Origin of the sequence: Bacillus cereus group sp. BfR-BA-01330, assembly GCF_022663885.1 — a bacterium.
In the GTDB taxonomy this organism is placed as follows: Bacteria; Bacillota; Bacilli; order Bacillales; family Bacillaceae_G; genus Bacillus_A; species Bacillus_A cereus.
Window position 1 is genome coordinate 207,441 of the sequence record NZ_JAKUGK010000007.1, and the last position, 21,175, is coordinate 228,615.

Here is a 21,175-nt window from a genome sequence, read left to right on the forward strand (position 1 = left end):
CAAGTAATAAATCACTAAGAAAAAACATAACAAAAACAAAAACGACAACAAACACCGTAGTAGGAGTCGAAAAAAATTTTGAAATAATACGCCAAAAACCCGGCCATCCTCCCATATATATTATGAAGAGGTTTTTACTTTTGAACGGAGACGGGAGGAATTAGGATGGCGGTGTATCGTAATGTGCAGGTGAATTTTTGGCAGGATGATTTTGTTTTGGATTTGACGCCGGAGGAGCGGTATTTTTATGTTTACTTATTAACTTGTTCGAAGACGACGCAGTGTGGGATTTTTCCTTTTCCGAAGCGGTTAGCTGAGATGGAGACGGGTTATAACAGGGAGACTGTTGATAAGCTTGTGCAGCGCTTCATTGATTATGGGAAGATTCTTTATGATGCGGAGACGCGGGAGTTATTCGTATTAAATTGGCTTCGTTATAATCCGGTGACGAATACGAATGTGGAGAAGTGTGTGCTTCGTGAGCTTAAGGGTGTGAAGAATAAGGAGTTTGTACATATGTTTCTTCAGAAGTGCGTGGAGGAGGAGCTGAATGTTCCGATGCTTTTAGCGCATTTCGGTATGCCGAGTGATTTGGCTGTGGATGATGTTGAGCCAGTTTGTGAGGAGACAGAGGAAGAAGAGGTTATAGAGGAGGAAACGGGGAGTCGTGTGTTTTCTTTTTATGAGCAACATTTTGGTAGTTTGTCTCCGTTTGCGGTGGAGGAACTGAGTGCGTGGATGGAAGATTTGTCAGAAGAGCTTGTGCTAAAGGCTCTTCAAATTGCGTTTGAGAATAATAAGCGGACGATTGCTTATGTGAAGGGGATTCTGCGTGGGTGGCACGGGAAAGGATTTACGAAAGTTTCTGAGGTTGAGGCGGATACGGTTAAGTTTAGGAAGAAGGAGTCGTCTGTTAGTACGGGGGATACGGAGGAGTTTTTGGCGAGGTGTGAGGAGTGGGAGAAGAATGCACCGTCTGAGGAAGAGTTGCAGCGCTTTTTAGCGGAGCGCGGGTGGCGGCCATGAGTATTCAAAATGTGGAGGCGGAGAAGACGGTGTTAGGTTCTCTATTAATTGATGGAGAGCTTATTAAGGAGTGCCGTTTGACGGAGCAGTATTTTTCTATGTCAGTACATAAGTCTATATTTCAGTTAATGCGAAAGATGGAAGGAGAGGGGCAACCGATTGATCTTGTGACGTTCATTTCTCGGGTAGATCCGAAGTTTTTAGAGGGGATCGGGGGAATGGAGTATTTTATAGGGTTAATGGATGGTGTGCCTACTACTAGCAATTTCTCTTATTATGAGGGGCTTGTTCGAGGTGCGTGGAAAATGTATCAGGCCGGTGTTCTCGGGCACAAGATGGGAGAGCGTCTTATTGCGGAGAAGAGTGAGAAAGTTATCGGTGAGACGATTACGGCACTTTGTGAGTTAGAGGAAAAAGACTCTGTATGTGAGTTTGATTTGAAGGATGCGTTAGTTGATTTGTATGAGGAGCTTCATCAAGATGTGAAAGAGATTACTGGTATTGAGACTGGTTATACATCGTTAAATAAGATGACGTGTGGACTTCAGGAAGGAGATTTTGTCGTTCTTGGTGCGCGTCCTTCTATGGGGAAGACTGCGTTTGCGCTTAATGTTGGACTGCATGCGGCGAAGTCTGGAGCGGCGGTTGGATTGTTTTCGTTAGAGATGAGTAGTAAGCAATTGTTAAAAAGGATGGCTTCTTGCATAGGTGAAGTGTCAGGAGGTAGGCTGAAAAATCCGAAGCATCGTTTTGCGATGGAAGATTGGGAGAAGGTAAGTAAGGCGTTTGCGGAGATTGGTGAGTTGCCATTTGAGATTTACGACAATGCAGGTGTTACGGTGCAAGATATTTGGATGCAAACCCGTAAGTTAAAGCGGAAACACGGTGATAAAAAGCTTTTAGTCATTGTAGATTATTTGCAGCTCATTACGGGCGATCCGAAGCATAAGGGCAATCGATTTCAAGAGATTAGTGAGATTTCTCGTAAGCTTAAGTTATTAGCACGTGAATTAAATGTTTGTGTAGTAGCACTGTCACAGTTATCTCGTTCTGTAGAGTCGCGGCAAGATAAGCGTCCGCTTTTATCAGATTTAAGAGAGACCGGACAAATTGAGCAAGATGCGGATGTCATTATGCTTATGTATCGAGAGGATTATTACGATAAGGAAACAGTGCAGAAAGAGATGACGGAGATTCATGTGGCGAAGCACCGGAATGGGCCTGTGGGGAGTTTTAAGCTGAGGTTTTTGAAGGAGTTTGGGCGGTTTGTGGAGATTGGATGATAAAATAGAAGAAGGCATATAAAAAGGTAAAGGAGTGGTTACGGATGACAAAAGTAGGTCGTTTATATGAACAAGAGAAGCAAGAAGAAATTGATAAAGCACTTTCGGCAGCTGGAATGCTTTTTAAAGGAATGAGTGTAGAAGAAATAGCTAAAAAATTAGATGTAACAATTGAAAAGGTGAAAGAGTGGGAGAAGCGTTTATCTCATTAATCGCTGGGGTAATGGCAGCGTCTGTATAAATTTATACAAAAATAGCCGAATATTTACTATATAATAGTCGGCTATTTTTGTACGGAGAAGTTGTTAGGTTTAATACGCAAAATTTTTTATTTGCTCTTGAATATGTTTCTTATTTCCCCATAAAGAAAGACTTTCTCTCTGCAGTAATCCACTGCTGCAAATCATCTTGGTTACGTCGGACAAGTCGATTTACTAACACATCATGCCATACATAATCCTCTAATAAGTATATATGGACGGGGTCATCTGTATAAAAAGCAATATTACGCTCTGCAAGTGATGGTCCATAAATCATTTCTTTAGAATCTATCGATACAATAAACCAATGTTCTGTAGACAAGGTTTCTGTATAAGGTGTTATGCGATGGGCTTCTAGATTTTTAATGGGATTTTCAACATGCAAGGTAATACCTTGTATTGTAACTTTATCAGCTACTTCAGATAGATCTTCTTTTAATGCTTCATACATCTCATCCCACATTGAAATGACAATACGTCGTTCTGCTTTTTTTATTAATGCCTGACAATAGCTAATGATTGTTTGATTGTCTTTTAAAGTAATGACTCGATTATCCGTTTTTTCCTCGGAAGTTTCTAGTTTTTTTAATGAATCACTTATTCCTTCGTAAGTAGACTGCCATTCTGATTGCGCCTTTTGTAAAAAGATTTCAACAGGTAGAGGTGAATAGCGAGTGGTGTCATTTATTTCTTCCTTCATGACAATTCCTTTTTCTACAAGGTTACCTAAAATCTCATAAATTCGCGCTCTTGGGACACCCGAATCCTTACTCACTTGATAGGCTGTGACAGGCCCCTGTTTAACAAGAGATACATAAGATTTAGCTTCATATTCATTGAAACCAATTTTTTTAAGCTGTTGCACTATGTAGTCCACTTTTTTCGTCCTCCGATGTTTGCTTTTATCCCGCTTTAACGGGCAGTAAGACCCCCACCTCAAAATTCAGAGGAAGCAAAGAAGTTAGGTGGGGGCGGGCTGCCCGTAAAAGCCCGATTGGTGAAGGCTAATAATCAGTGGGGGTGAACAAACCCCCCCACTGATTAAAGTTTCACTTTATATTTCAACGTTACAATAACTATTTACATTTAGCAAATTATTAGTTACTATTCGAATAGTGACTAAAGGGGAGGTTAATAGTATGGATTTTTATTTAGACCCATCTGTATTAATGATTTTGATTGTTTTTGGATTTGTAGCTGCATTTATTGATTCAGTTGTAGGTGGTGGTGGACTCATTGCTTTACCAGCTTTATTATTTACAGGACTGAATCCAGCAAGTGCAGTAGCCACAAATAAACTAGCATCGACAATGGGAAGTGCAACTAGTAATATTGTGTTTTATCGTTCTGGTAATCTTGATTTGAAATCGGCGTTTAAATTAGTTCCGCTCACTTTCATAGGTTCCATAATAGGGGCATGGACCGTTCATTTAATGAATCCAGAAGTACTGAAGCCATTGATGTTGATTATGCTTGGTGTGGTCGCTATTTATACGATATTCAAAAAGGATTGGGGTAGTATTTCCACTCATAAGAAATTGTCTGGTCGACACGTCATTATTTTTACCTTTTTTATTTTTGCTATTGGTTTTTATGATGGATTTCTAGGTCCTGGAACAGGCTCGTTTTTAATGTTTTCTCTTTTATTTATTGGATATGATTTTTTAAAAGCAGCAGGTAATGCGAAGCTTCTTAATTTAGGAAGTAATGTTGGTGCATTGTTGATGTTTATGTATGTAGGGCAAGTAAACTATGCATATGGTTTTATAATGGGGATTGCTCAAATTGCTGGAGGGATTGTTGGCTCCAAATTTGCTATAAAAAAAGGAAGCGGGTATGTTCGTGCTCTTTTCATTACAGTAACTTGTTTATTATTAGCGAAGAATCTGTATGACTATATTCTGTAAGTAATTAAAGAACGTAGAAAAGGTCAAAGATGCCTACATAGAATATAAGAAGATACCAGGAGAAAATTCCTTTTAACATTTTTTAGATGCTACCTTATTTGAAGATAGCATCTAAAAAGAAAATCTAAGTGAAGAGAATGAAAATAATATAAACTCATATTTTTCTGGGGTATGTTTATTGATTATATTGAAATGTTTACTCTATATTCTTCTTATAATTAGGCCTCAACAAACTCTTAAAATCCAACTCAGCAATTAACACACTCAATAATATAAGCGTAGCCCCTAAGTATCCTTTCCCTGTCAGCGTTTCACCTGTGAAGACGAAAGCAAAGCCTGCGGAAAAGACAGGTTCTAATGAAAAAATAAGACCTGTATGGGTAGGTGTCGTGTATTGCTGGGCAATTACTTGCACGATGAATGCGACTGCGGTGCAAAATATGCTTAAAGCTAATATGATTAGCCATGAGTCGATCGTGCTAGGAAGTTTTGGTGTTTCTATAATGAATGAGAAAATAAGACTAAATAGGCCGACGAAACCGAGTTGCACTACTCCAAGTGCAATGGAATTCACATGTTTCGTTACGCTTCCAGTAATGATGACGTGGATGGCATAAAACAGGGCAGACAGTATGCAAAATATATCGCCGTTACCGATTTTGAATTCGCTAGTTAATGTTAATAAGCCGATTCCTATTATCGTTAAAATGATTCCTACTATAACTTTCTTTTCTGGAATGTGTTTTAAAAATATAGCTGATAATATCGGAATGAAAATGACTGTGAGACATAGTAAGAAACCAGCATTAGAAACACTTGTATACTTTGTACCGAAAGTCGCGAAAATGTAAACGATAAATAAGACAGAAGCGAGTATAAATGCATATTTTACAGTTTTAAAATCGATCTTAAATAAATGTTTGTAAAATATTAAACCTGATAAAAGAAAAGCGATAATAAATCGTAATGCGATTAAATTATATTCTTCTATGCCATCAAGTCCAAGCTTTGTAAGTAGGATGGATGCACCCCAAAAGAATGTAACTAGTAGTAGCCCTAAATCCGCTTTTAATTGCAGTTTCATTTTTATTCCCTCGTTATGTATAAAATTTATAATCCCATACCCCTATCCTCATTTTTTATTTTAATATTAATTCTGAATATTTGTAACTTAAATTTATCGACGTTTTATTTCATTGATTTAATGTTATCCGCCGCGAAAACATTAGCGGAGTTAAATCCAAACATGACGTTTATTTACGTATCTGGTAGCGGAACAGACAGTACAGAATCAAGACGTACGATGTACGCGAAGTTTCAGCGTATTTTTTGCGGAAGCAACTTCTGGGTAAGGACAACAAAAAACCCACTCCGCGCCGTCACAAGCAAAAGGGTGGGTTCCGCAAAAAGAAATAGCTTATAATAACCACCACCCTAAGCGGTAGCAGTTAAGGAAGAGATGTTAGCGCATCTCTTCTTTTTATTATATGCCAATTTATTCGCTGTTACACTTATATAGTATTCTACGGAAAATATATCATATTCCTATTTTGTGGTCAATTTGATCCCGCTTTAACGGGCAGTAAGACCCCCACCTCAAAATTCAGTGGAAGCAAAGAAGTTAGGTGGGGGGCGGGCTGTCGGTAAAAGTCCGATTGGTGAGGGCCGATTAAAGTTTCACTTTATTGCATGATTGAAAAGGTGTAGTCTTATTCCTTTTCAAACTGAAAAATATCCCGATTAATAAGTTGATGGAGATACCTATCCATTTCAGCAGCAGAAACTTTTCTTTCACTTTTAAACCACCATGCGCTTAATGAGGTGATTGCCCCTGAATAAAATTCAATGATTAAATCATTGGGCATCGTATGATTTTTGTGCAGTTGATTTAACGCTTCTATTTCTTGTTTTCTCGTTTCGTGACTTAAATGCTGTGTTCGGTTAATAAATTGTTCATCAGACATTTGCGTTTCTAATATTTTACCGATTTCTTCATGGTGTAGAAATTGTTCCATTACTTGAAATGGTTTACTTAATCGATCTGAAACCGGTATTTCAGCAATCATCTTGCTATATCGTTTAAATCCAAATGCTAATAAAGCATCTTTATCTTCGAAGTGTTTATAAAAGGTTGTTCGGTGTACCATTGCGCGGTCACATATTTGGTTAATCGTAATCGTACTATATTTCTGTTTTGATTGCGTCATTAATTCAAATAAGGAATCCCACAGTAATTTATGTGTACGTCTAATACGTAAATCAAGTTGTTTTTCATTATCGTTCATCTACAATTCTCCTTTTTTGTAGATTAAATATACAGTGGCTGAAAATTGATTCTCCCTTTTTAATCTACATATGTATATTATATTACATGTGTTCCGGTGTATTTAAAGTTTTTTAAGTAAGAAACAGGAGGAGAATCTGTAAATGAATATGACAACTAAGAGCCCAGCAAGTGGCAAAGTTGATACTTCTAATTTGAAACATACCCCCATTTTAATTGCATTACTTTTAGGTGCAATGGTTGCATTATTAAATGAAACATTACTTGGAAATGCGTTAACGGTATTAATGAAAGAATTTGACGTAACGGCTTCAACGATTCAATGGCTTTCTACAGCATACATGTTAGTAGTTGGGGTTTTAGTTCCAATTACAGCGTTACTTCAGCAATGGCTCACAACGAGACAAATGTTTTTGATCGCTATGGTAACGTTTTTAGTCGGTACATTAATTGCGGGATTCGCACCGACATTTTCCGTTTTATTAATTGGCCGTATCGTCCAAGCTGTAGCGACGGGGTTAATTACACCGTTATTAATGAATACGATTTTAATCATTTGTCCACCTGAAAAACGTGGTGCGACAATGGGATTAATCGCACTCGTGATGATGGCAGCTCCGGCAATTGGCCCTACATTATCTGGAGTAATTGTGGATTCATTAAATTGGCGCTGGTTATTCTATATTGTTATTCCTATCGTGATTATTTCCATTATGATTGGGATGAAGTACATTCAAAATGTTTCAGAGTTAACAAGGCCAAAAGTAGATTACCCATCTATCCTTTTATCGACATTAGGATTTGGCGGGCTTGTGTATAGCTTTAGTGCATCGGGTGATTTAGGATGGTCCGATGCAAAAGTGTATGGCACTTTAATTGTTGGGCTTATCTCATTATGTATTTTTGCCGTTCGACAATTGAAAATTGAGAATCCAATTTTAGAATTACGAGCATTTAAAGTTCCGATGTTTACATTATCAGTTGGATTAATTGTCATTGTGATGATGTCGTTATTTTCAACGATGACTTTATTACCGATGTTCCTGCAAACCGTTTTACTCGTTACAGCTTTTAAATCAGGAATTATCATGCTTCCGGGAAGTGTTATTAGCGCCATAATGGGACCAATCGCAGGTAAACTATTTGATAAATTTAGTCCGAAAGTTATTATCGTTCCCGGCATTGTCTTAGTAGGAATTGCAATGTTCTTATTTAAAGGCATTACTCCTGATACATCAATGGTACAAATTATTATCATGCATAGCGTATTAATGGTTGGACTCATGTTTGTCATGACAGCACAAACATACGGTTTAAATCAATTAACACCAGATTTATATCCGCACGGAACAGCACTATTTAGTACGTTGCAACAAGTAGCTGGTGCAATTGGTACAGCTATCTTTATTTCGAAAATGTCTTCAGGAACAACTAAGTATATGGAAAGCTCCGCAAATCCACTGGATCCAGTAGAGAAGTTAACCGGTTTAACTTCAGGGTTCCAAGGTGCATTTGCACTTGGGTTAGTCTTTATCATTGTTGCATTTATCGTATCGTTATTCTTAAAAGAAGACAAAGAAGGAGTAAAGGAAGCGAGAGTTTTACAGAACGAACATTAAGGTTTATATAAAAAAGACATCTTTTCCTAGAAAAGATGTCTTTTTTATATTTTTTTCGTAACATTTGTTTTGGGTGTCTTCATACATAAGAATTGGTATGTACAATAATTATCCTTTTTGAGAATAAGGATGCAAAGCCGTACTAATAACTAATAGTTCACCAGATGATTTAGTGACATCGTATATAGATCCTGTTATGAGAATAGGCATAGTCATGATTGTGAAGTTGTTATATTGGTATTAAATGATTTATACGTTTTTTATAGTAAAAATTAGAGACACTTCAATAAAAAGGAATTAAATATGGTACTCTTTAGTTAAGATATTTAAACGAAGACAGGGGAAATGAAGATGGACAAAAAGCTAACGTATTGGCTAGCATCTATTATAGGGGGAGTAGTACTTGCAACTGGTATGACTTATGGAATGTTACAGTTTGCTGAAGTCCCGCTTGAGAGTGAGGACCATGTTTTTGCAGAGGTTAATAAAGAAGACACACTATCGAATGAAGCAGAAGTGAAAGGCTCAAATGCACAACTTCACATTACAGTAACTTCTACTGAAGAAGAAGTTATTTCAGCTATGCATAGCATGACTCATCAAAAAGTAAAAGCGTGTGAAGGAAAGGGAGCAACCCCTATGTCCAAAAAGAATGCAGAGAAAGTAAGAAACATTCTAAACGGAAACAATTTCAAGAACAAAGAAGAGCTATTAGCAATTACTGAAAGATGGTCAAATAGAGATTTTAGTGAAATTTTAGAAGAACATAACTATTTTATTAAACTTCAAGGTGGCAAGATAGGTGAAGCTACAGTAATGGATAAGGTAGACAAGCAAGTATTCTGTTTCAATACTTTCGGTGATGATGTAACGGCCGCATTATTTAAATCAGGAGATCTTCAAGCGCTGTAAGGTGTTTTTTTCTTTGATATAAAGAAAGCCTCAAGTATTCATATACTTGAGGCTTTTCCAATGGAAAGATAGGAATGATCCGAATTCCTTACATTAAGAACAAAGTGGAATTACTCCTAAACCAATTAATAAAGCTGCAGCAACTGCTGGAATTGGTACAGGAATTTGAATACCTTCTACAAACAAGAAATACTGACCACTCACTATTTTAAAACAAACTACTTGCATGGCTATTCCTCCCTTCTTTTAGAATTAATACATTATATTAATTAATCTATTTATTGATATAGTTAAATTATTCATTTTTAAAAATATAGTTAATATGTGAATAGTTTTCGAAAGGACCTGCTCAATCAATGCGGAAAAACATAAGATGAAACGAATCCATTAAAATACATGAGTGAACCTTAGTTTTCCCCTCTTATCTAAAGGAGGAACTATTATGGGTTATGGTGGTAGTTGTGGCGGTTGTGGCTTCTCGGGAGGCTTTGCTTTATTAGTCGTGTTATTCATTTTATTAATCATCGTTGGAGCTTCTTGCTTCTGCTAAAAACTATTGGAAAAGACACTCATATGGAGTGTCTTTTCTTTCGTGCAAAATGATTCCTGATAATATCCAACTGTATATAGTATACGGTATATTTTTTCCTCATTAGATATATAAAAATGTTGGAGGGATGTTATGAAACTAGTAGGGAAGCACATTTATATTCGGCTTTATAAAACTGCTGATGCTAACGAGTTAGCTAACTTACATATTAGAAATCGCGAATTTTTTCAACGAGTTTGCCCGTTGCTCTCAGAAGTTTTTTATACAGAATAACATCAAAAAATACGTCTTGAACAAGTATTAAAAAGAAAGCTGAAGGGCAAGTATATCCTTTTGGAATCTTTTTAAGAGAAAATGATAAACTTATCGGAGACATTTCATTAACTCAAATTGTTAGGGGAGACCTCCAAAGCTGTTATACGAGATTTACTTTAGATAAGGAGCATAATGCAAAGGGCTATACAACAGAGGCTCTTCAACTTGTTGTAGATTTTGCTTTTAGGGAATTAAAGCTACATAGAATTGAAGCAGGAGCGATGCTTGATAATATAGCATCTATTCGCGTATTAGAAAAAGTGGGATTTAAAAAAGAAGGTATAGCGAAAGAAAATATAAGGATTAATGGCAAATGGACAGATCATCAAATATTAGCTATTATCAACGACTTGGATGTGTAAGCTTATTTTGATCTCAATAAAGATAATCATGTAACTCTTCAAATTTTACCAACTGTTTTATAGAGACCTTTACAATGTTTGGATCAGAAACTAACCCTACAAGTCTTGAAATTCCATTTAACTCTACGATTACTCTATTTGAAAATTTTACAACTAACCACAATAAAACTCTTATTCGCTTTAGTTTTAGCCCTATATTTGCTGCGTTCGTCACATTGACTAGTAGAACATTTAATTTCACAACTCCACAAACAATTAGATTAACACCAGAAGATATAAGAACTTTCTTAGCCTTTAACTCAGTTATCTAATTGTTTAGAAGCATCAACAGAAGTACTCATCAGTTCTGAAGGACTGAATCAACGGTTTAATCGAACAGCCGCCCAATTTTTACAATATATACCAGCTGAACTACTAAACCAAAAATTCTCCTCATCTATGTCTATTTCTTCTCCATATACTTTTGTTTTCAAGCGTATCAACTGAATTTCAACTCCCAGATCTCTTTTCATTCGTTTATCCGGGTGCAGGAGGATGCAGCCATACAGTGGGAGTGAAGAATCAGCCTGAGTACCCGCAAATTTTTTAATCTCTGTCAGAGAATCATATACTAACCCTATATACTCTAATCAATGATCATCTATATGCATTGCCTCCGTAGTTAGATATTTAACATCTATTGCTCGATATCCAGGGAAAAACTACCCCGTTAGCAGCAGAGTTAGAATCTATTTCAAACTTTTTATAAAATTTTGTATTTCCATATTGCTACCCTTGTTCTATCGTACAATATGATATGGATAATTTTGTATTAAAGTTAAAATTCTCCTAAGTAAATGCAGGGATTTATTGGTATAATTAATACTACATTTTATTTTATAGATTGGGCTATGTTTTATGATATATATAGAACTACTTATTTAATATAAAAATGATTAGGCATAACAAAATACATAGCACCTTCCTTTTACAATTTAAAAAAACATATTAAAGTAAGGAGTTATATTATAATGGCAATCTTTCAAAGTAATGTTCAAAAAGCTGGACAAATTGCTACTCAAATGAGAGCAGCTTCTGACGCAATTCAAAATGCAACAAGTAAATCAATAACACACGCAACACGTACAACTTTAACCGTGAATTCCAAAGCACAGGAAGCAAATCAGCAAGCATTAGAATTAACTAGACAATTTCTTACTGCCTTTCAGCAATCAATTGACAATATACAGTCTGTAGCAAAAGAGTTTGAACGAATGGACAACGAACTTCAAAAGAATTTTTAGCTTTTTCAACAAATTTTCATTTATCCCTTCTGTTAACTTATATATAAGCAAAAGGTAGGCGGAAAAGAATGGATCAAGAAATAGAACAAAAAATGAAGGTCTTAAATCAAAATCTAATGAATATATCCGAGGAACAATACCAAAATCAACGCGCAATACAAACACAAGAACAAGCAGAAGCAGACTTTCAAGAATTAAAAATGCGCAGCCATCGTTTTTTTTATCGTATTTTAGAAACATGGCATGGTGATAAAGAACTCTCTCGCTTTTTTACCAATATACAATTAGAAACTCAACAAATTGAAAGAAAGCTCTCTTATGAATTAGAAGGACGAAAAGAAACATTATTTCAAGAGAAACAAAAATTATACAATCTAGAAAATGACCTCGCCCATCAAAAACAAAAACTTGCTAGGGAGGCCCATTTATGAGTTTAAATATGTATCTTGGAGAAGTACAATCCCAAACAAACACTATGCATGCTTTTTGTACTGCTACTATACAAAGTATGGAGCAAGTAATCCAGTCTATCGACAGTTTTGTTGGTGATCCTGTCCTACAGGGTCAGACTTATGATAGTGCGAAAATGTATTTTGCAGAAACGTTTCTTCCTTTAGCACAGGGAATTATTTATCTATGTGAAGAATTACTCCGTCAGAATGAAGCTTTTCCTGCTGAATTTCAATCAAGAGTCGCCTCAACAGATGTAGTTGAACAAGAACTATTAGAACAAATCCAAGAGATTGACCGAATGATAGCAAGTATTGAAGCTACGAAACAAGTTATGCCACTACCGGATATGGATGCAATGGTTAACCTTTTTATTGAGATGCGCCGTAAAATCCAAGAAAAGTTAGAACATCTATATGAATTTAATCAAACATCTAGTAATAACTATGCTACCGCGATTCAATTAGCGGCTAGTATCGCTTTAGGCCTTGCTGAAGTTCAAAGTGGAAAAGGCTTTAGCCCTGCAAGCGGTATATTTAGTACACAAAGAATAAATATGGAATGGGCAGATTCTATTCATGAATATTTAGACAATAATATTCGATTAGATAATAGTATAAAAACAAATAATCTAATCGAATCTGGTATACTATTAGATAGTTCTTCGGAAAAGAATTTACTAGAAAAGTTTATAAAAGGGGTTTGGAATGGATCTGGAAAATTTATTGGTGGTTTAGTAGAGACATACAATTCGTTAGACGATACAGTGACAAAGGAGAACCTAAAGTATGCTGCAGGTCATCCTATAGAAACCGCATATACCATGATAAATACTTTTTCAGACACTTTTATGAATGAATTTTGGCATGGCGATGCTGAAAGTCGTACACAATGGGGAACAAATATTTTTATGGAGTTTGGTTTAGGATGGATGGGAGATAAAGGAGCAGGCCAAATTGGAAAAGTAACTTCCCTTGGAGACTCTGTAAAGTTAACGAAATTTTCAGGTGATATACCTTATATTTCAAGCCACTTACCATTAAAAGATAGATTTGCTTTTGCTGGTGGATATAATATACGCTCTAAATTTGGTATATCTGATTTAAATCAGGCACTATCAATATATCAATTCGCTAAAAGTAAAATTGATTTAGGAAAAATTAGCGATTTATTGAAGAATAATAAACAAAAAATGACAGACGGCAGAACCGTTACACCAAAATACAGTTCTTATGAGGAAAGACTTAAAGTATCAAATAAAAACCATGGTGAATGGGAAGGTGACCGTGGAGAATCTAAATTTATTTCTAACAAAGAAAAAGTAAAAAAATATCTAGATAAAATTAAGATTGATGGAGTAGAATATAAAAATGCAATGCCAGATTTTTCAGCTTTATCTAGAGCTGAAATAAAAATTGATATGACTGAAATTCGTGATGGAAAAAAAGGGAATTTCGCAAAAGCCGATGAAGCATTGGCCAAGAAACTATCAACTGATGAATTGAAAATAACCAGAACAGATATCAAAAAATGGCGAACTGAGAATCGTTACACATGGCATGAACTTAACGATTGTGAAACAATACAGTTAGTACCTACAGATATAAATAGCACCTTCAAACATTTCGGTGGAGTTGGAGAAATTAAGAAAAAAAATAGTTTAGGAGAATAAAATTATGAAAAAAATAAACCATGAATTATTTGGTGAAATTGTTCACGATTTATATTGGAGCGGGCAACAAAAGATAACTATTTTTGGACAGGTGAAAATTGTTTCTCTAACTATTGATGGTGAAGAAGATGATTTAATTCCTAAAATTCAAGAAGAAGCATATAAGAAGTTCATTACCAATATAAACAAACTTACAAAAGAAGCTGAACAAGCAATATTCGAGTATTACAAAGAGGAATACATGGAATATAGAGATATGGCAGGTGATGAATCTGCTGATGAAATAGCACCGATTATTACAACTATTCAAGAACTAGGGAAATTGGTAGAACCTGTTGGACTAATTATACTACCAGATTTTGAAGATGGAATTAGAAGAGTTGGATTAATATTCAATTGTACCTGGGAAGAGGACGGTGTTGGGGTGAAATTTGAAAATGAACAAGTTGTAGAAGTTGGTTATCAAGATATTGTTATTTAAACTTTTATTATTATTTCATATGTATATAAGCTTCATTTTTCTGTTACATATCAATAGCTTGTGAAATGAAAAATGCCAAAACTGTCTTAATAAAGACAGAAATAGTAATTTCATTTTAACAGGTTATTAATTTTACCAATAAGAGGAAAAAATATATACAATTAAAATAGAATCCAGAAGATCCAGTTTATCAGTTCTTAGCAGCAACGTTTCATCAAGATACATTTTACGAAGAAGAACTCCAAGAGTTACTTGAAGAATTCAATACGGAATATTTACAATATACTATCATTTTTTACTGACTTTATTAAAAGCGATTATGAAGATAGTGAAAAATATCTACATTCAGCGTTGTGCAGATGGAATTCTTTTGGGGATTTTAGATATGACACCTATAGAATGGTTACAGCAAACCCTTAAAATACTAAAAGAAGCTATAAAAAGGAAAGAGTAAAGTTGCAATTAACAAAGCTGACTCATATCACGTTGAGTCGGCTTTACTATTACTTTACACTTACTTCTGGCTTGCCGTAATATAGCAAGTTTCTTTCTTGAATTATGCACGCAATAAATTTTGTAAAGGACATTTCGATATATTACTTATTAGCTTACCTGAAGAAATTTCTTTAGTTGGTGATTTGCCACCCTTTCTTGTTTACTATCCAATCAATTAAAAAAAGAAAAAATTTCGTTTTGGGGCAAATATTATATAAAATAATAGCTATCTCTAAATCACTAGCTTCAAAAAAGCCTTCACGCAATAATGATTGCATGAAGGCTTTTGATGTTTTCTTATTTTTTTGTCTCGTTAACCCATGTAATAATGTCCTGGATGACGTACTCGGGAATATTAGCAGGGATTTCATATTCACTAGGGAGGCTTAATTCCCCGTCACCCTCCGTGAAGAAATGATTCAATTTCGGGTATTTTTTGAACTGAACATTCCTGCGGTTTGCAAGCCCTTCTTGCCATTTTGTATATTCATTTTTTACTGTTACTTGATAATCACGTGCTCCTTGCAGAATGAGTAAAGGCTCTTTTCGTGATTTTGCCTCTTCAACTGGACGCCACCTAGAAACATCATACATAAAATGAGGTGACCCAAAATTGTAGCCAGCTGGAGGATGGTCAGGATTGAAAGTAGGGTCCTGAATAAAAGCAGCCTGTCTTTTTAGTTCATCGATTTCTTCCTTTGATGCCCCAAGGTATTCATACTGATCAATGGCAATGTCAGTCAAAGGGCGTGCAGGTGGTGCGAGTAAGATACTTCCTCGAACAAGTGAGGAAGGCGCTTTGCTCAGTATACGCGGCATTGTGCCAGCTCCTTGGCTATGTCCGAGAATGAAAATATTATTTGGATCAATGCCTTCCTGCTGCGCTGCTGACTTTGCTGCATATATGGCATCATCTGTAGTATCACGGTCTAATGTAACAGGTTCTGCACTCATCTTTAATGCATGTTCTAAGGTACGTTTTTCATAGCGCAACACTGCAATTCCGTTGGATGAAAGGCCCACCGCAAGGTCTCGTAAGATTTTTGTTCCCAAATAGGTAGCATCGCGATCATGGATGCCAGCACCATGCACAAGAACAACGACGGGTACCTTTTCACCACGCTGATGCTTCGGAACTGTTAATGTCGCTGGTAACGGATAGGTAGAATTTCCAATGACGATTTCACGTTCTTGATAGGAGTCAGGTTGATCATAGCTAGGATGTGGGATGGTATAAGATTCTTCGGGTGGCCTTTCTCCAATTTCATCTACTTTCCCGCCAGGTGTGAATTTAAGGAGTAGCGGTATGGTAGTTCCTTCGGTAGCTGCTGGAATTTCTACCGTCTGATGGACCAAGTTTCGTTCTTTTATCACGGGGGTTCCCATGCTTTTTATCCCGCTCCAGCCACTTTGTGTCCACCAGTTTTGTAATGTGGTTGCTGTAAACTTGGATTGAAAAGCAGTAGACGTCAACTGTAGTGCCTCTGCATACTTACCTTGCTGGAGATATTCAAAAAATAATGATGTACGCTCCGTTAAAGAGACTAGTTTCTTTTCAGCAGATTGTTCTTCGCGTGTATCTGCGTGAATAGTTGTTGTAAGCGGGAAAGATGAAACGCCTAAAGAAAAGAGTAGGGGAAAGGTAAGTACTGATCTTTGTATTTTCTTTTTTTTATTCATGTTTTAACCTCCAATACGTGATGGTACAAAACAGGTATGGTAATTAGAATTCTGGTGCGAAAACTTCAAAATATTTGCAAGCAATCTCCAAAACTTGGACATACTCATATTATTATTCTAAAAAAACGTAGCTTTCTTCTCTTGTCACATGCATATTAATCCCAGAAATAATCTTTCTTCCTTCACTTTATATTTTGATTATACGAAACAAAGCTCTCGTTTTTCTTACTTGATACTTACAAATTCCTTAAGTAAAGGATATTTTAAAATCTTAGCTTGATGAATATGTAGCGGTACTCCTATGTTAAGAGATAGCTTAAGGACCGAGGATTATATTGTTTTTATAAAGGGTTGATGTTATGTTTGTTTTGTAACATATCGTGTTTTATGCATGTAGGAGGATTTATTGAAGAAATTATTAATATTGTTTTTATTAGCTACATTTTGTCTACAGATTACAGGATGTTCTAATAATATGGGTACACTAAGGGAGAAGTCTAAAACTTCAACAACTGTGAAGTCTAAACGCATCAATAAAGGGTGGTACAAACATATGTAATAGTTTGTATCACCCTTTGTTGATGATAGAAGTCATAAAGAAAAGACACCCTAAGGTGCCTTCCTTCGACTTGAACCATCTTAATTTTAATAATATATTGGACTCCCATCCAACTATTATTTTACCATGTTAAATTGTTTTATTCATTGAGAAATATGCTTTAAATCTATATTTTTAAAAAATATATAGATTTGAACAATATGTATACGAGCCACATATCAAAAAAAGACACTCTCAAGAGTGCCTCTCCTTAGCAGCCGAATCCGCCGCCCCAACAGCTAGCGCCAACAATGATTAATAAGATGAAGAGCACAACAAGTAAGGCAAATCCGCCGCCGAAACCACAGCCACCACCACAACTACCGCCATAGCCCATATTAACTCCTCCTTCCATAAAGACCATTTATTAATGGATTTAATTTAATTTATGTTTTTAAGGGTGAATGGAGCAGGTCCTTAAAAAAATAAAAGGATTTTGGAAGTTAAAAAGAGTTGACGATCTTATTTTTGTCACCGGAATTTTGTCTTCTACATATTGTATTTTATTCTGTGTATTGGGGGAAGGAGGATCTTATGGCTAATTCTGAGATGATTTTACGTTTACTTACGGATTTAAAGATTGAACAACAATTGTTGAAAGAACAGTTAGAGAAAATGCAAACAGCTGTGACTATTCTTGAAGAAAAATCAGTGACGCTTAAAGAAAAACCAGCGACTCTTAAAGAAAAAACAATGACTCCTGAAGAAAAACCATCTGTTACAAAGCAAAGAGCTTTTTCTGGACGCCCAACATCTTTTCGTGATTGGAGAGCATCTAGTCAAAAAAATTAGGGAATGTTATGTGAAATGATAAATAAAAAAGTACAGTCTGCTGTAGAAAAGACTGTACTTTTTTATGTTAGTAGAGAATGTTAAGGGAGACGTATTTATTTTGCCTATTCCAATTCCACTTTTAATTGGAGCTCTTTATCTAACTTATCATTATTAAATTTTAAAGTTAATCCTCGCGTGTTTTTCGGTACATCGAATACAATGTTTCCGTCCGAATGTTCATCAGGGTTAACAATACCAAATTTAAATGTAGAGGTATTTGCAGCTTTAAGTACGGATTGATGTTCATTGGAAATGTGATATTCTCTTCCAAATCCATCAATTAATTTAAAGTTGTTGATATCTAGTGTAATGGGTTCTTCTTTACGATTATAAACTGCGATGTCTAATACTTTAAAGACACCTTGTGCTTTAACTTCTCCAGTCCCTAGAACATCTAATGACTCGGCAGATCCCATTGACATGTATACATCAGAGGAATCTACATTGGTAGGAAGTTCTTTTTGCGAATCCTTGTTGCTAAGTTTGTCATTCTCTGTTTTTTTAGAAGTCGCCTGCTCATTTTTCGCAGGCGCATCATGTGAACTGCAAGCTGATACTCCAAACAAGAATGTGCTACATAATAATGATGCTAATAACTTTTTGTTCATCGTTTGTTTCTTCCTTCCAAAATAGAAGCACTTTTAATGAGTGCTATATATATTTGTCTTTATATGTATTACATTTTATATCTTATTATATTAATTTTGGAAGGAAAAGGGAAAAATGCACATTTCTCTGATTCGAATTATTTATCTGTCTAAAAGTTGAAATTAAAATGAGCCCCATAAATGATAAACCATTCCACTGACAAAAAATGCTAGTCCTACAAATAAAACAATTAAAGCAAGCACTCCATTTTTATTATGTTCCATAAAATTAGCTCCTTTTTCATTTACTTACATACAAAAAGCCTTTAGTCGTAATTATGGCTAAAGGCCTTAATCTTCATACTTTGTAGTTTATAAAAAAGTTGTACTTCTGTATTAATTTGGAATATGATTATTTAAAGAGAAGGTGATGAGTACATGCAGGAAACAAAACAATTCCCGCTTATATCGGGAAATCTCTCATTAGATTTAGTAAATACAGAGTTAGTTAGGCGTGGACAACGTTATGATTTATTAATAACAGATGAAGATGTATTAGAATGGCTACATGTAATAAAGGTTAATCTTCCTTTTTGGAATGAAAAAACACTTATAGGAATTCAGAAGCGAATGGATCAAGTTACATCTAGCATATTAGAGGTAAGAGAAGTATTGAGAAAACAGTTTGAGGCAATTGCTGATCAGCAAGAAATTTCTAATGATTTTATTACGTATTTAGAAAAACAAATTGAGAAGGCACCATTTACATATAAAATCATTGAACAGCAGCTAGTATCTATCCCAGTTGGAGAAATCGAGGATGTACTCGCATCGTTAATTGCATTTGACGCTTTAACGTTAATAGCAGAAAATAAGCTTATTTCCCTTAAAAGGTGTTCAAATCCTGACTGTGTTTTATTATTTATAGATAAGAGTGGAAAACGAAAATGGTGTTCTATGAAAATATGTGGGAACCGGAAAAAGGTAGCAAAATTTCAGGATCGAAAATTTGAGGAAGTTTAGAGAATCAACTTATAACAGTTGATTCTTTTTTTGTATTTTAAAACTAACCCCTTAAATTAATATTTACAGGTTAGTTATGCCAGGTTATAATTGTTGGTAAATAAAGGAGGAGAACGATGGATAATATAACAGCAACTAAGCAGAAAGATCCTCAACCAATAAGTGTACGATATTTTACAAAAATGAAAGGGAAAGGAAGAAGCCCATTACAAGTAAATGTAAAGGACTCTTTAACGGGACTACTAGGGGGATTTTTAACAATTCTTACCTTAACATATTTAACGAGCATAACCTCTACAGAATTATTAATGGCTCCATTTGGTGCGAGTTGTGTATTAGCGTTTGGAGTTTGGAATGCGCCATTATCTCAGCCGCGTAATATTATTGGAGGACATTTGATTTCAACTTTCATTGGTCTATCAATGTATCATTTGTTTGGGAATGAATATTGGACAATTGCTTTAGCGGTGGGGATGGCAATAGCCGTTATGATGTTAACGAGAACGACGCATCCTCCGGCAGGCGCCGATCCGATTATCGTTATTTTAGGAGCAAATAGTTGGAGTTATTTAGTAACACCAGTTTTAATTGGCTCCGTTGTTATTGTAGTTATTGCTTTATTTATTAATAATATGAGTAGTAAAAGAAGTTATCCAACTTTTTGGATGTAGTTTGTGAAGTGAAAAATAATTTAAGTGAGTATTCTATTCTTACTATGTTTTATTTTTTATATAGTAAAAGCCTTAGTCGTAATTGTAGCTAATGGCTTGGGTCCTCATACTTTGTAGTTCATAAAGAAAAGACACTTTAAAGTGTCTTCTACAGATTTGAATTATTTAATTCATGTAATTAATATTCGTTAGCATAAAACTCTTTTATTAATTTTATTTCATTTGTATCTGGATTAAACTTAAATATTTTAATTTGATTCGATTCGTCTTTGTATGCAAATGTATTCTCACCAACTTGGGTCATATTGCTGGTGTTTAAGATAGGATCGCTACCGTGATCAGTAATTTCCACAGTTTTCTCACGATCCCAGAATGCAATGACAATAATCAAAATGATAAGACATACCCGTATAAAACGTAATTCTCTTGCAACAGGATGTTCCATCTGTTTGTCTCCTTTACTGTTTGATAGAGTCTGTTTATAAAAGAGATGATTCCTAGGAATATAAATAAAAAAGACACCGTAAAGTGTCTTTTTTATTTTAGTTATGCGCATTACTTAATAAGACGCTAGTTCCTCAGTCTGGCTATGAGTAACTATGTAGGGTAATTCCATTATAACATTTTAACCAGTAATGGGTCTATATGGAATTTAATTGATTTTCTTTTTGATTATTCAGAACGATTAATCGGGTATTTGGATGAAGGAAGCGGTGAGGAAGAAGGGACTTAACTTGTTTTAGAAGAGTGTCTTCTTTTTTGTATCATTGTGAGTAAAGTGTAGAGTTATATTTCCCTTTACACGAACATAACGGTATAATATAGTTAAGTTAAGTAAACTTAACTATTAAACAAAACGAAATAAAAGCATGGAGGAATAACG

General features: G+C 35.3%; 22 protein-coding genes and 3 pseudogenes. 17 read left to right on the top strand and 8 right to left on the bottom strand.

Translation table 11 applies throughout. The annotated features are described in order from the left end of the window. Window positions 1-165: 165 nt before the first annotated feature. Genes MR112_RS20665 through MR112_RS20675 form a run of 3 tightly spaced genes read left to right on the top strand, consistent with a single transcriptional unit; the run spans window position 166 to window position 2,521 of the window. Window positions 166-1,026 (top strand): DnaD domain-containing protein, encoded by an 861-nt coding sequence (locus MR112_RS20665; protein ID WP_242245253.1) that lies wholly within the window; start codon window positions 166-168, stop codon window positions 1,024-1,026. After that, window positions 1,023-2,309: a replicative DNA helicase gene (dnaB, locus tag MR112_RS20670; protein ID WP_242245254.1), complete on the top strand. Its 1,287-nt coding sequence runs from the start codon at window positions 1,023-1,025 to the stop codon at window positions 2,307-2,309. The genes MR112_RS20665 and dnaB overlap by 4 nt, the downstream gene beginning before the upstream one ends. Before the next feature lie 44 nt (window positions 2,310-2,353). After that, window positions 2,354-2,521, top strand: a complete 168-nt coding sequence (locus tag MR112_RS20675; RefSeq protein WP_000169783.1) for a hypothetical protein — start codon at window positions 2,354-2,356, stop codon at window positions 2,519-2,521. 139 nt (window positions 2,522-2,660) lie between these two features. On the opposite strand, the gene MR112_RS20680 is transcribed toward MR112_RS20675, so the two are convergent. Next, on the bottom strand, window positions 2,661-3,446 hold the full coding sequence (locus MR112_RS20680; RefSeq protein ID WP_086388851.1) for a TrmB family transcriptional regulator: 786 nt from the start codon (window positions 3,444-3,446) through the stop codon (window positions 2,661-2,663). A 262-nt stretch (window positions 3,447-3,708) separates the two neighbouring features. Between MR112_RS20680 and MR112_RS20685 the strand changes: the two genes are divergently transcribed. Then, window positions 3,709-4,476 carry a TSUP family transporter gene (locus MR112_RS20685; RefSeq protein ID WP_242245255.1) on the top strand — a complete coding sequence of 256 codons (768 nt, stop codon included), beginning with the start codon at window positions 3,709-3,711 and terminating at the stop codon, window positions 4,474-4,476. A gap of 196 nt (window positions 4,477-4,672) precedes the next feature. Here the strand turns inward: MR112_RS20685 and MR112_RS20690 are convergent, their stop codons facing one another. Together MR112_RS20690 and MR112_RS20695 are read right to left on the bottom strand one after the other, a co-directional pair. Next, window positions 4,673-5,560 (bottom strand): DMT family transporter, encoded by an 888-nt coding sequence (locus MR112_RS20690; RefSeq protein WP_059304083.1) that lies wholly within the window; start codon window positions 5,558-5,560, stop codon window positions 4,673-4,675. A 625-nt stretch (window positions 5,561-6,185) separates the two neighbouring features. Next, window positions 6,186-6,761: a TetR/AcrR family transcriptional regulator gene (locus tag MR112_RS20695; RefSeq protein WP_053565121.1), complete on the bottom strand. Its 576-nt coding sequence runs from the start codon at window positions 6,759-6,761 to the stop codon at window positions 6,186-6,188. Between the two features lie 142 nt (window positions 6,762-6,903). Between MR112_RS20695 and MR112_RS20700 the strand changes: the two genes are divergently transcribed. Both MR112_RS20700 and MR112_RS20705 read left to right on the top strand, forming a co-directional pair. Beyond that, complete coding sequence (locus MR112_RS20700) at window positions 6,904-8,379, top strand: MDR family MFS transporter (protein ID WP_242245256.1); 1,476 nt, start codon at window positions 6,904-6,906, stop codon at window positions 8,377-8,379. A gap of 351 nt (window positions 8,380-8,730) precedes the next feature. Beyond that, window positions 8,731-9,291, top strand: a complete 561-nt coding sequence (locus MR112_RS20705; RefSeq protein WP_242245257.1) for a PRK06770 family protein — start codon at window positions 8,731-8,733, stop codon at window positions 9,289-9,291. Window positions 9,292-9,384: 93 nt separating this feature from the next. Here the strand turns inward: MR112_RS20705 and MR112_RS28795 are convergent, their stop codons facing one another. Then, window positions 9,385-9,519: a hypothetical protein gene (locus MR112_RS28795; protein ID WP_001198456.1), complete on the bottom strand. Its 135-nt coding sequence runs from the start codon at window positions 9,517-9,519 to the stop codon at window positions 9,385-9,387. A gap of 214 nt (window positions 9,520-9,733) precedes the next feature. On the opposite strand from MR112_RS28795, the gene MR112_RS20710 reads away from it, so the two are divergent. The 8 genes and pseudogenes from MR112_RS20710 to MR112_RS20745 all read left to right on the top strand — a co-directional run. Next, window positions 9,734-9,841 (top strand): YjcZ family sporulation protein, encoded by a 108-nt coding sequence (locus MR112_RS20710; RefSeq protein ID WP_000540375.1) that lies wholly within the window; start codon window positions 9,734-9,736, stop codon window positions 9,839-9,841. A 132-nt stretch (window positions 9,842-9,973) separates the two neighbouring features. Then, a pseudogene (locus tag MR112_RS20715) lies at window positions 9,974-10,518 on the top strand (GNAT family N-acetyltransferase). 294 nt (window positions 10,519-10,812) lie between these two features. Continuing rightward, a pseudogene (locus tag MR112_RS20720) lies at window positions 10,813-11,092 on the top strand (IS4 family transposase); the annotation flags it as partial. Between the two features lie 436 nt (window positions 11,093-11,528). Then, complete coding sequence (locus MR112_RS20725; RefSeq protein ID WP_086404420.1) at window positions 11,529-11,801, top strand: TIGR04197 family type VII secretion effector; 273 nt, start codon at window positions 11,529-11,531, stop codon at window positions 11,799-11,801. A 68-nt stretch (window positions 11,802-11,869) separates the two neighbouring features. Then, window positions 11,870-12,232: a DUF3958 family protein gene (locus MR112_RS20730; RefSeq protein ID WP_242245258.1), complete on the top strand. Its 363-nt coding sequence runs from the start codon at window positions 11,870-11,872 to the stop codon at window positions 12,230-12,232. After that, window positions 12,229-13,923: an HNH endonuclease gene (locus MR112_RS20735; RefSeq protein ID WP_086404422.1), complete on the top strand. Its 1,695-nt coding sequence runs from the start codon at window positions 12,229-12,231 to the stop codon at window positions 13,921-13,923. Before MR112_RS20730 ends, MR112_RS20735 begins: the two co-directional genes overlap by 4 nt. A gap of 4 nt (window positions 13,924-13,927) precedes the next feature. Further along, window positions 13,928-14,404, top strand: a complete 477-nt coding sequence (locus MR112_RS20740; RefSeq protein WP_086404423.1) for a DUF6985 domain-containing protein — start codon at window positions 13,928-13,930, stop codon at window positions 14,402-14,404. Between the two features lie 170 nt (window positions 14,405-14,574). After that, a pseudogene (locus tag MR112_RS20745) lies at window positions 14,575-14,858 on the top strand (hypothetical protein); the annotation flags it as partial. Between the two features lie 338 nt (window positions 14,859-15,196). On the opposite strand, the gene MR112_RS20750 reads toward MR112_RS20745, so the two are convergent. Further along, a complete protein-coding gene (locus MR112_RS20750; protein WP_025686910.1) occupies window positions 15,197-16,579 on the bottom strand; it encodes an alpha/beta hydrolase in 1,383 nt (460 codons plus the stop codon). An 809-nt stretch (window positions 16,580-17,388) separates the two neighbouring features. Next, window positions 17,389-17,514: a YjcZ family sporulation protein gene (locus tag MR112_RS20755; RefSeq protein ID WP_000540377.1), complete on the bottom strand. Its 126-nt coding sequence runs from the start codon at window positions 17,512-17,514 to the stop codon at window positions 17,389-17,391. A 197-nt stretch (window positions 17,515-17,711) separates the two neighbouring features. On the opposite strand from MR112_RS20755, the gene MR112_RS20760 reads away from it, so the two are divergent. Continuing rightward, the gene (locus MR112_RS20760) at window positions 17,712-17,969 is read left to right on the top strand and encodes a hypothetical protein (protein WP_000013694.1); all 258 of its coding nucleotides are present in this window, start codon (window positions 17,712-17,714) and stop codon (window positions 17,967-17,969) included. A 104-nt stretch (window positions 17,970-18,073) separates the two neighbouring features. Here MR112_RS20760 and MR112_RS20765 read toward each other — a convergent pair whose 3' ends face one another. After that, window positions 18,074-18,619, bottom strand: coding sequence for a DUF4352 domain-containing protein (locus MR112_RS20765; protein ID WP_001035576.1), 546 nt, complete (start codon window positions 18,617-18,619; stop codon window positions 18,074-18,076). Window positions 18,620-19,036: 417 nt separating this feature from the next. Between MR112_RS20765 and MR112_RS20770 the strand changes: the two genes are divergently transcribed. Both MR112_RS20770 and MR112_RS20775 read left to right on the top strand, forming a co-directional pair. Beyond that, the gene (locus tag MR112_RS20770) at window positions 19,037-19,621 is read left to right on the top strand and encodes a CGNR zinc finger domain-containing protein (protein ID WP_001158435.1); all 585 of its coding nucleotides are present in this window, start codon (window positions 19,037-19,039) and stop codon (window positions 19,619-19,621) included. A 116-nt stretch (window positions 19,622-19,737) separates the two neighbouring features. Further along, window positions 19,738-20,292 carry an HPP family protein gene (locus MR112_RS20775; protein WP_226368379.1) on the top strand — a complete coding sequence of 185 codons (555 nt, stop codon included), beginning with the start codon at window positions 19,738-19,740 and terminating at the stop codon, window positions 20,290-20,292. A gap of 178 nt (window positions 20,293-20,470) precedes the next feature. On the opposite strand, the gene MR112_RS20780 is transcribed toward MR112_RS20775, so the two are convergent. After that, window positions 20,471-20,737, bottom strand: a complete 267-nt coding sequence (locus MR112_RS20780; RefSeq protein WP_000400965.1) for a YmzC family protein — start codon at window positions 20,735-20,737, stop codon at window positions 20,471-20,473. Window positions 20,738-21,175 lie beyond the last annotated feature (438 nt).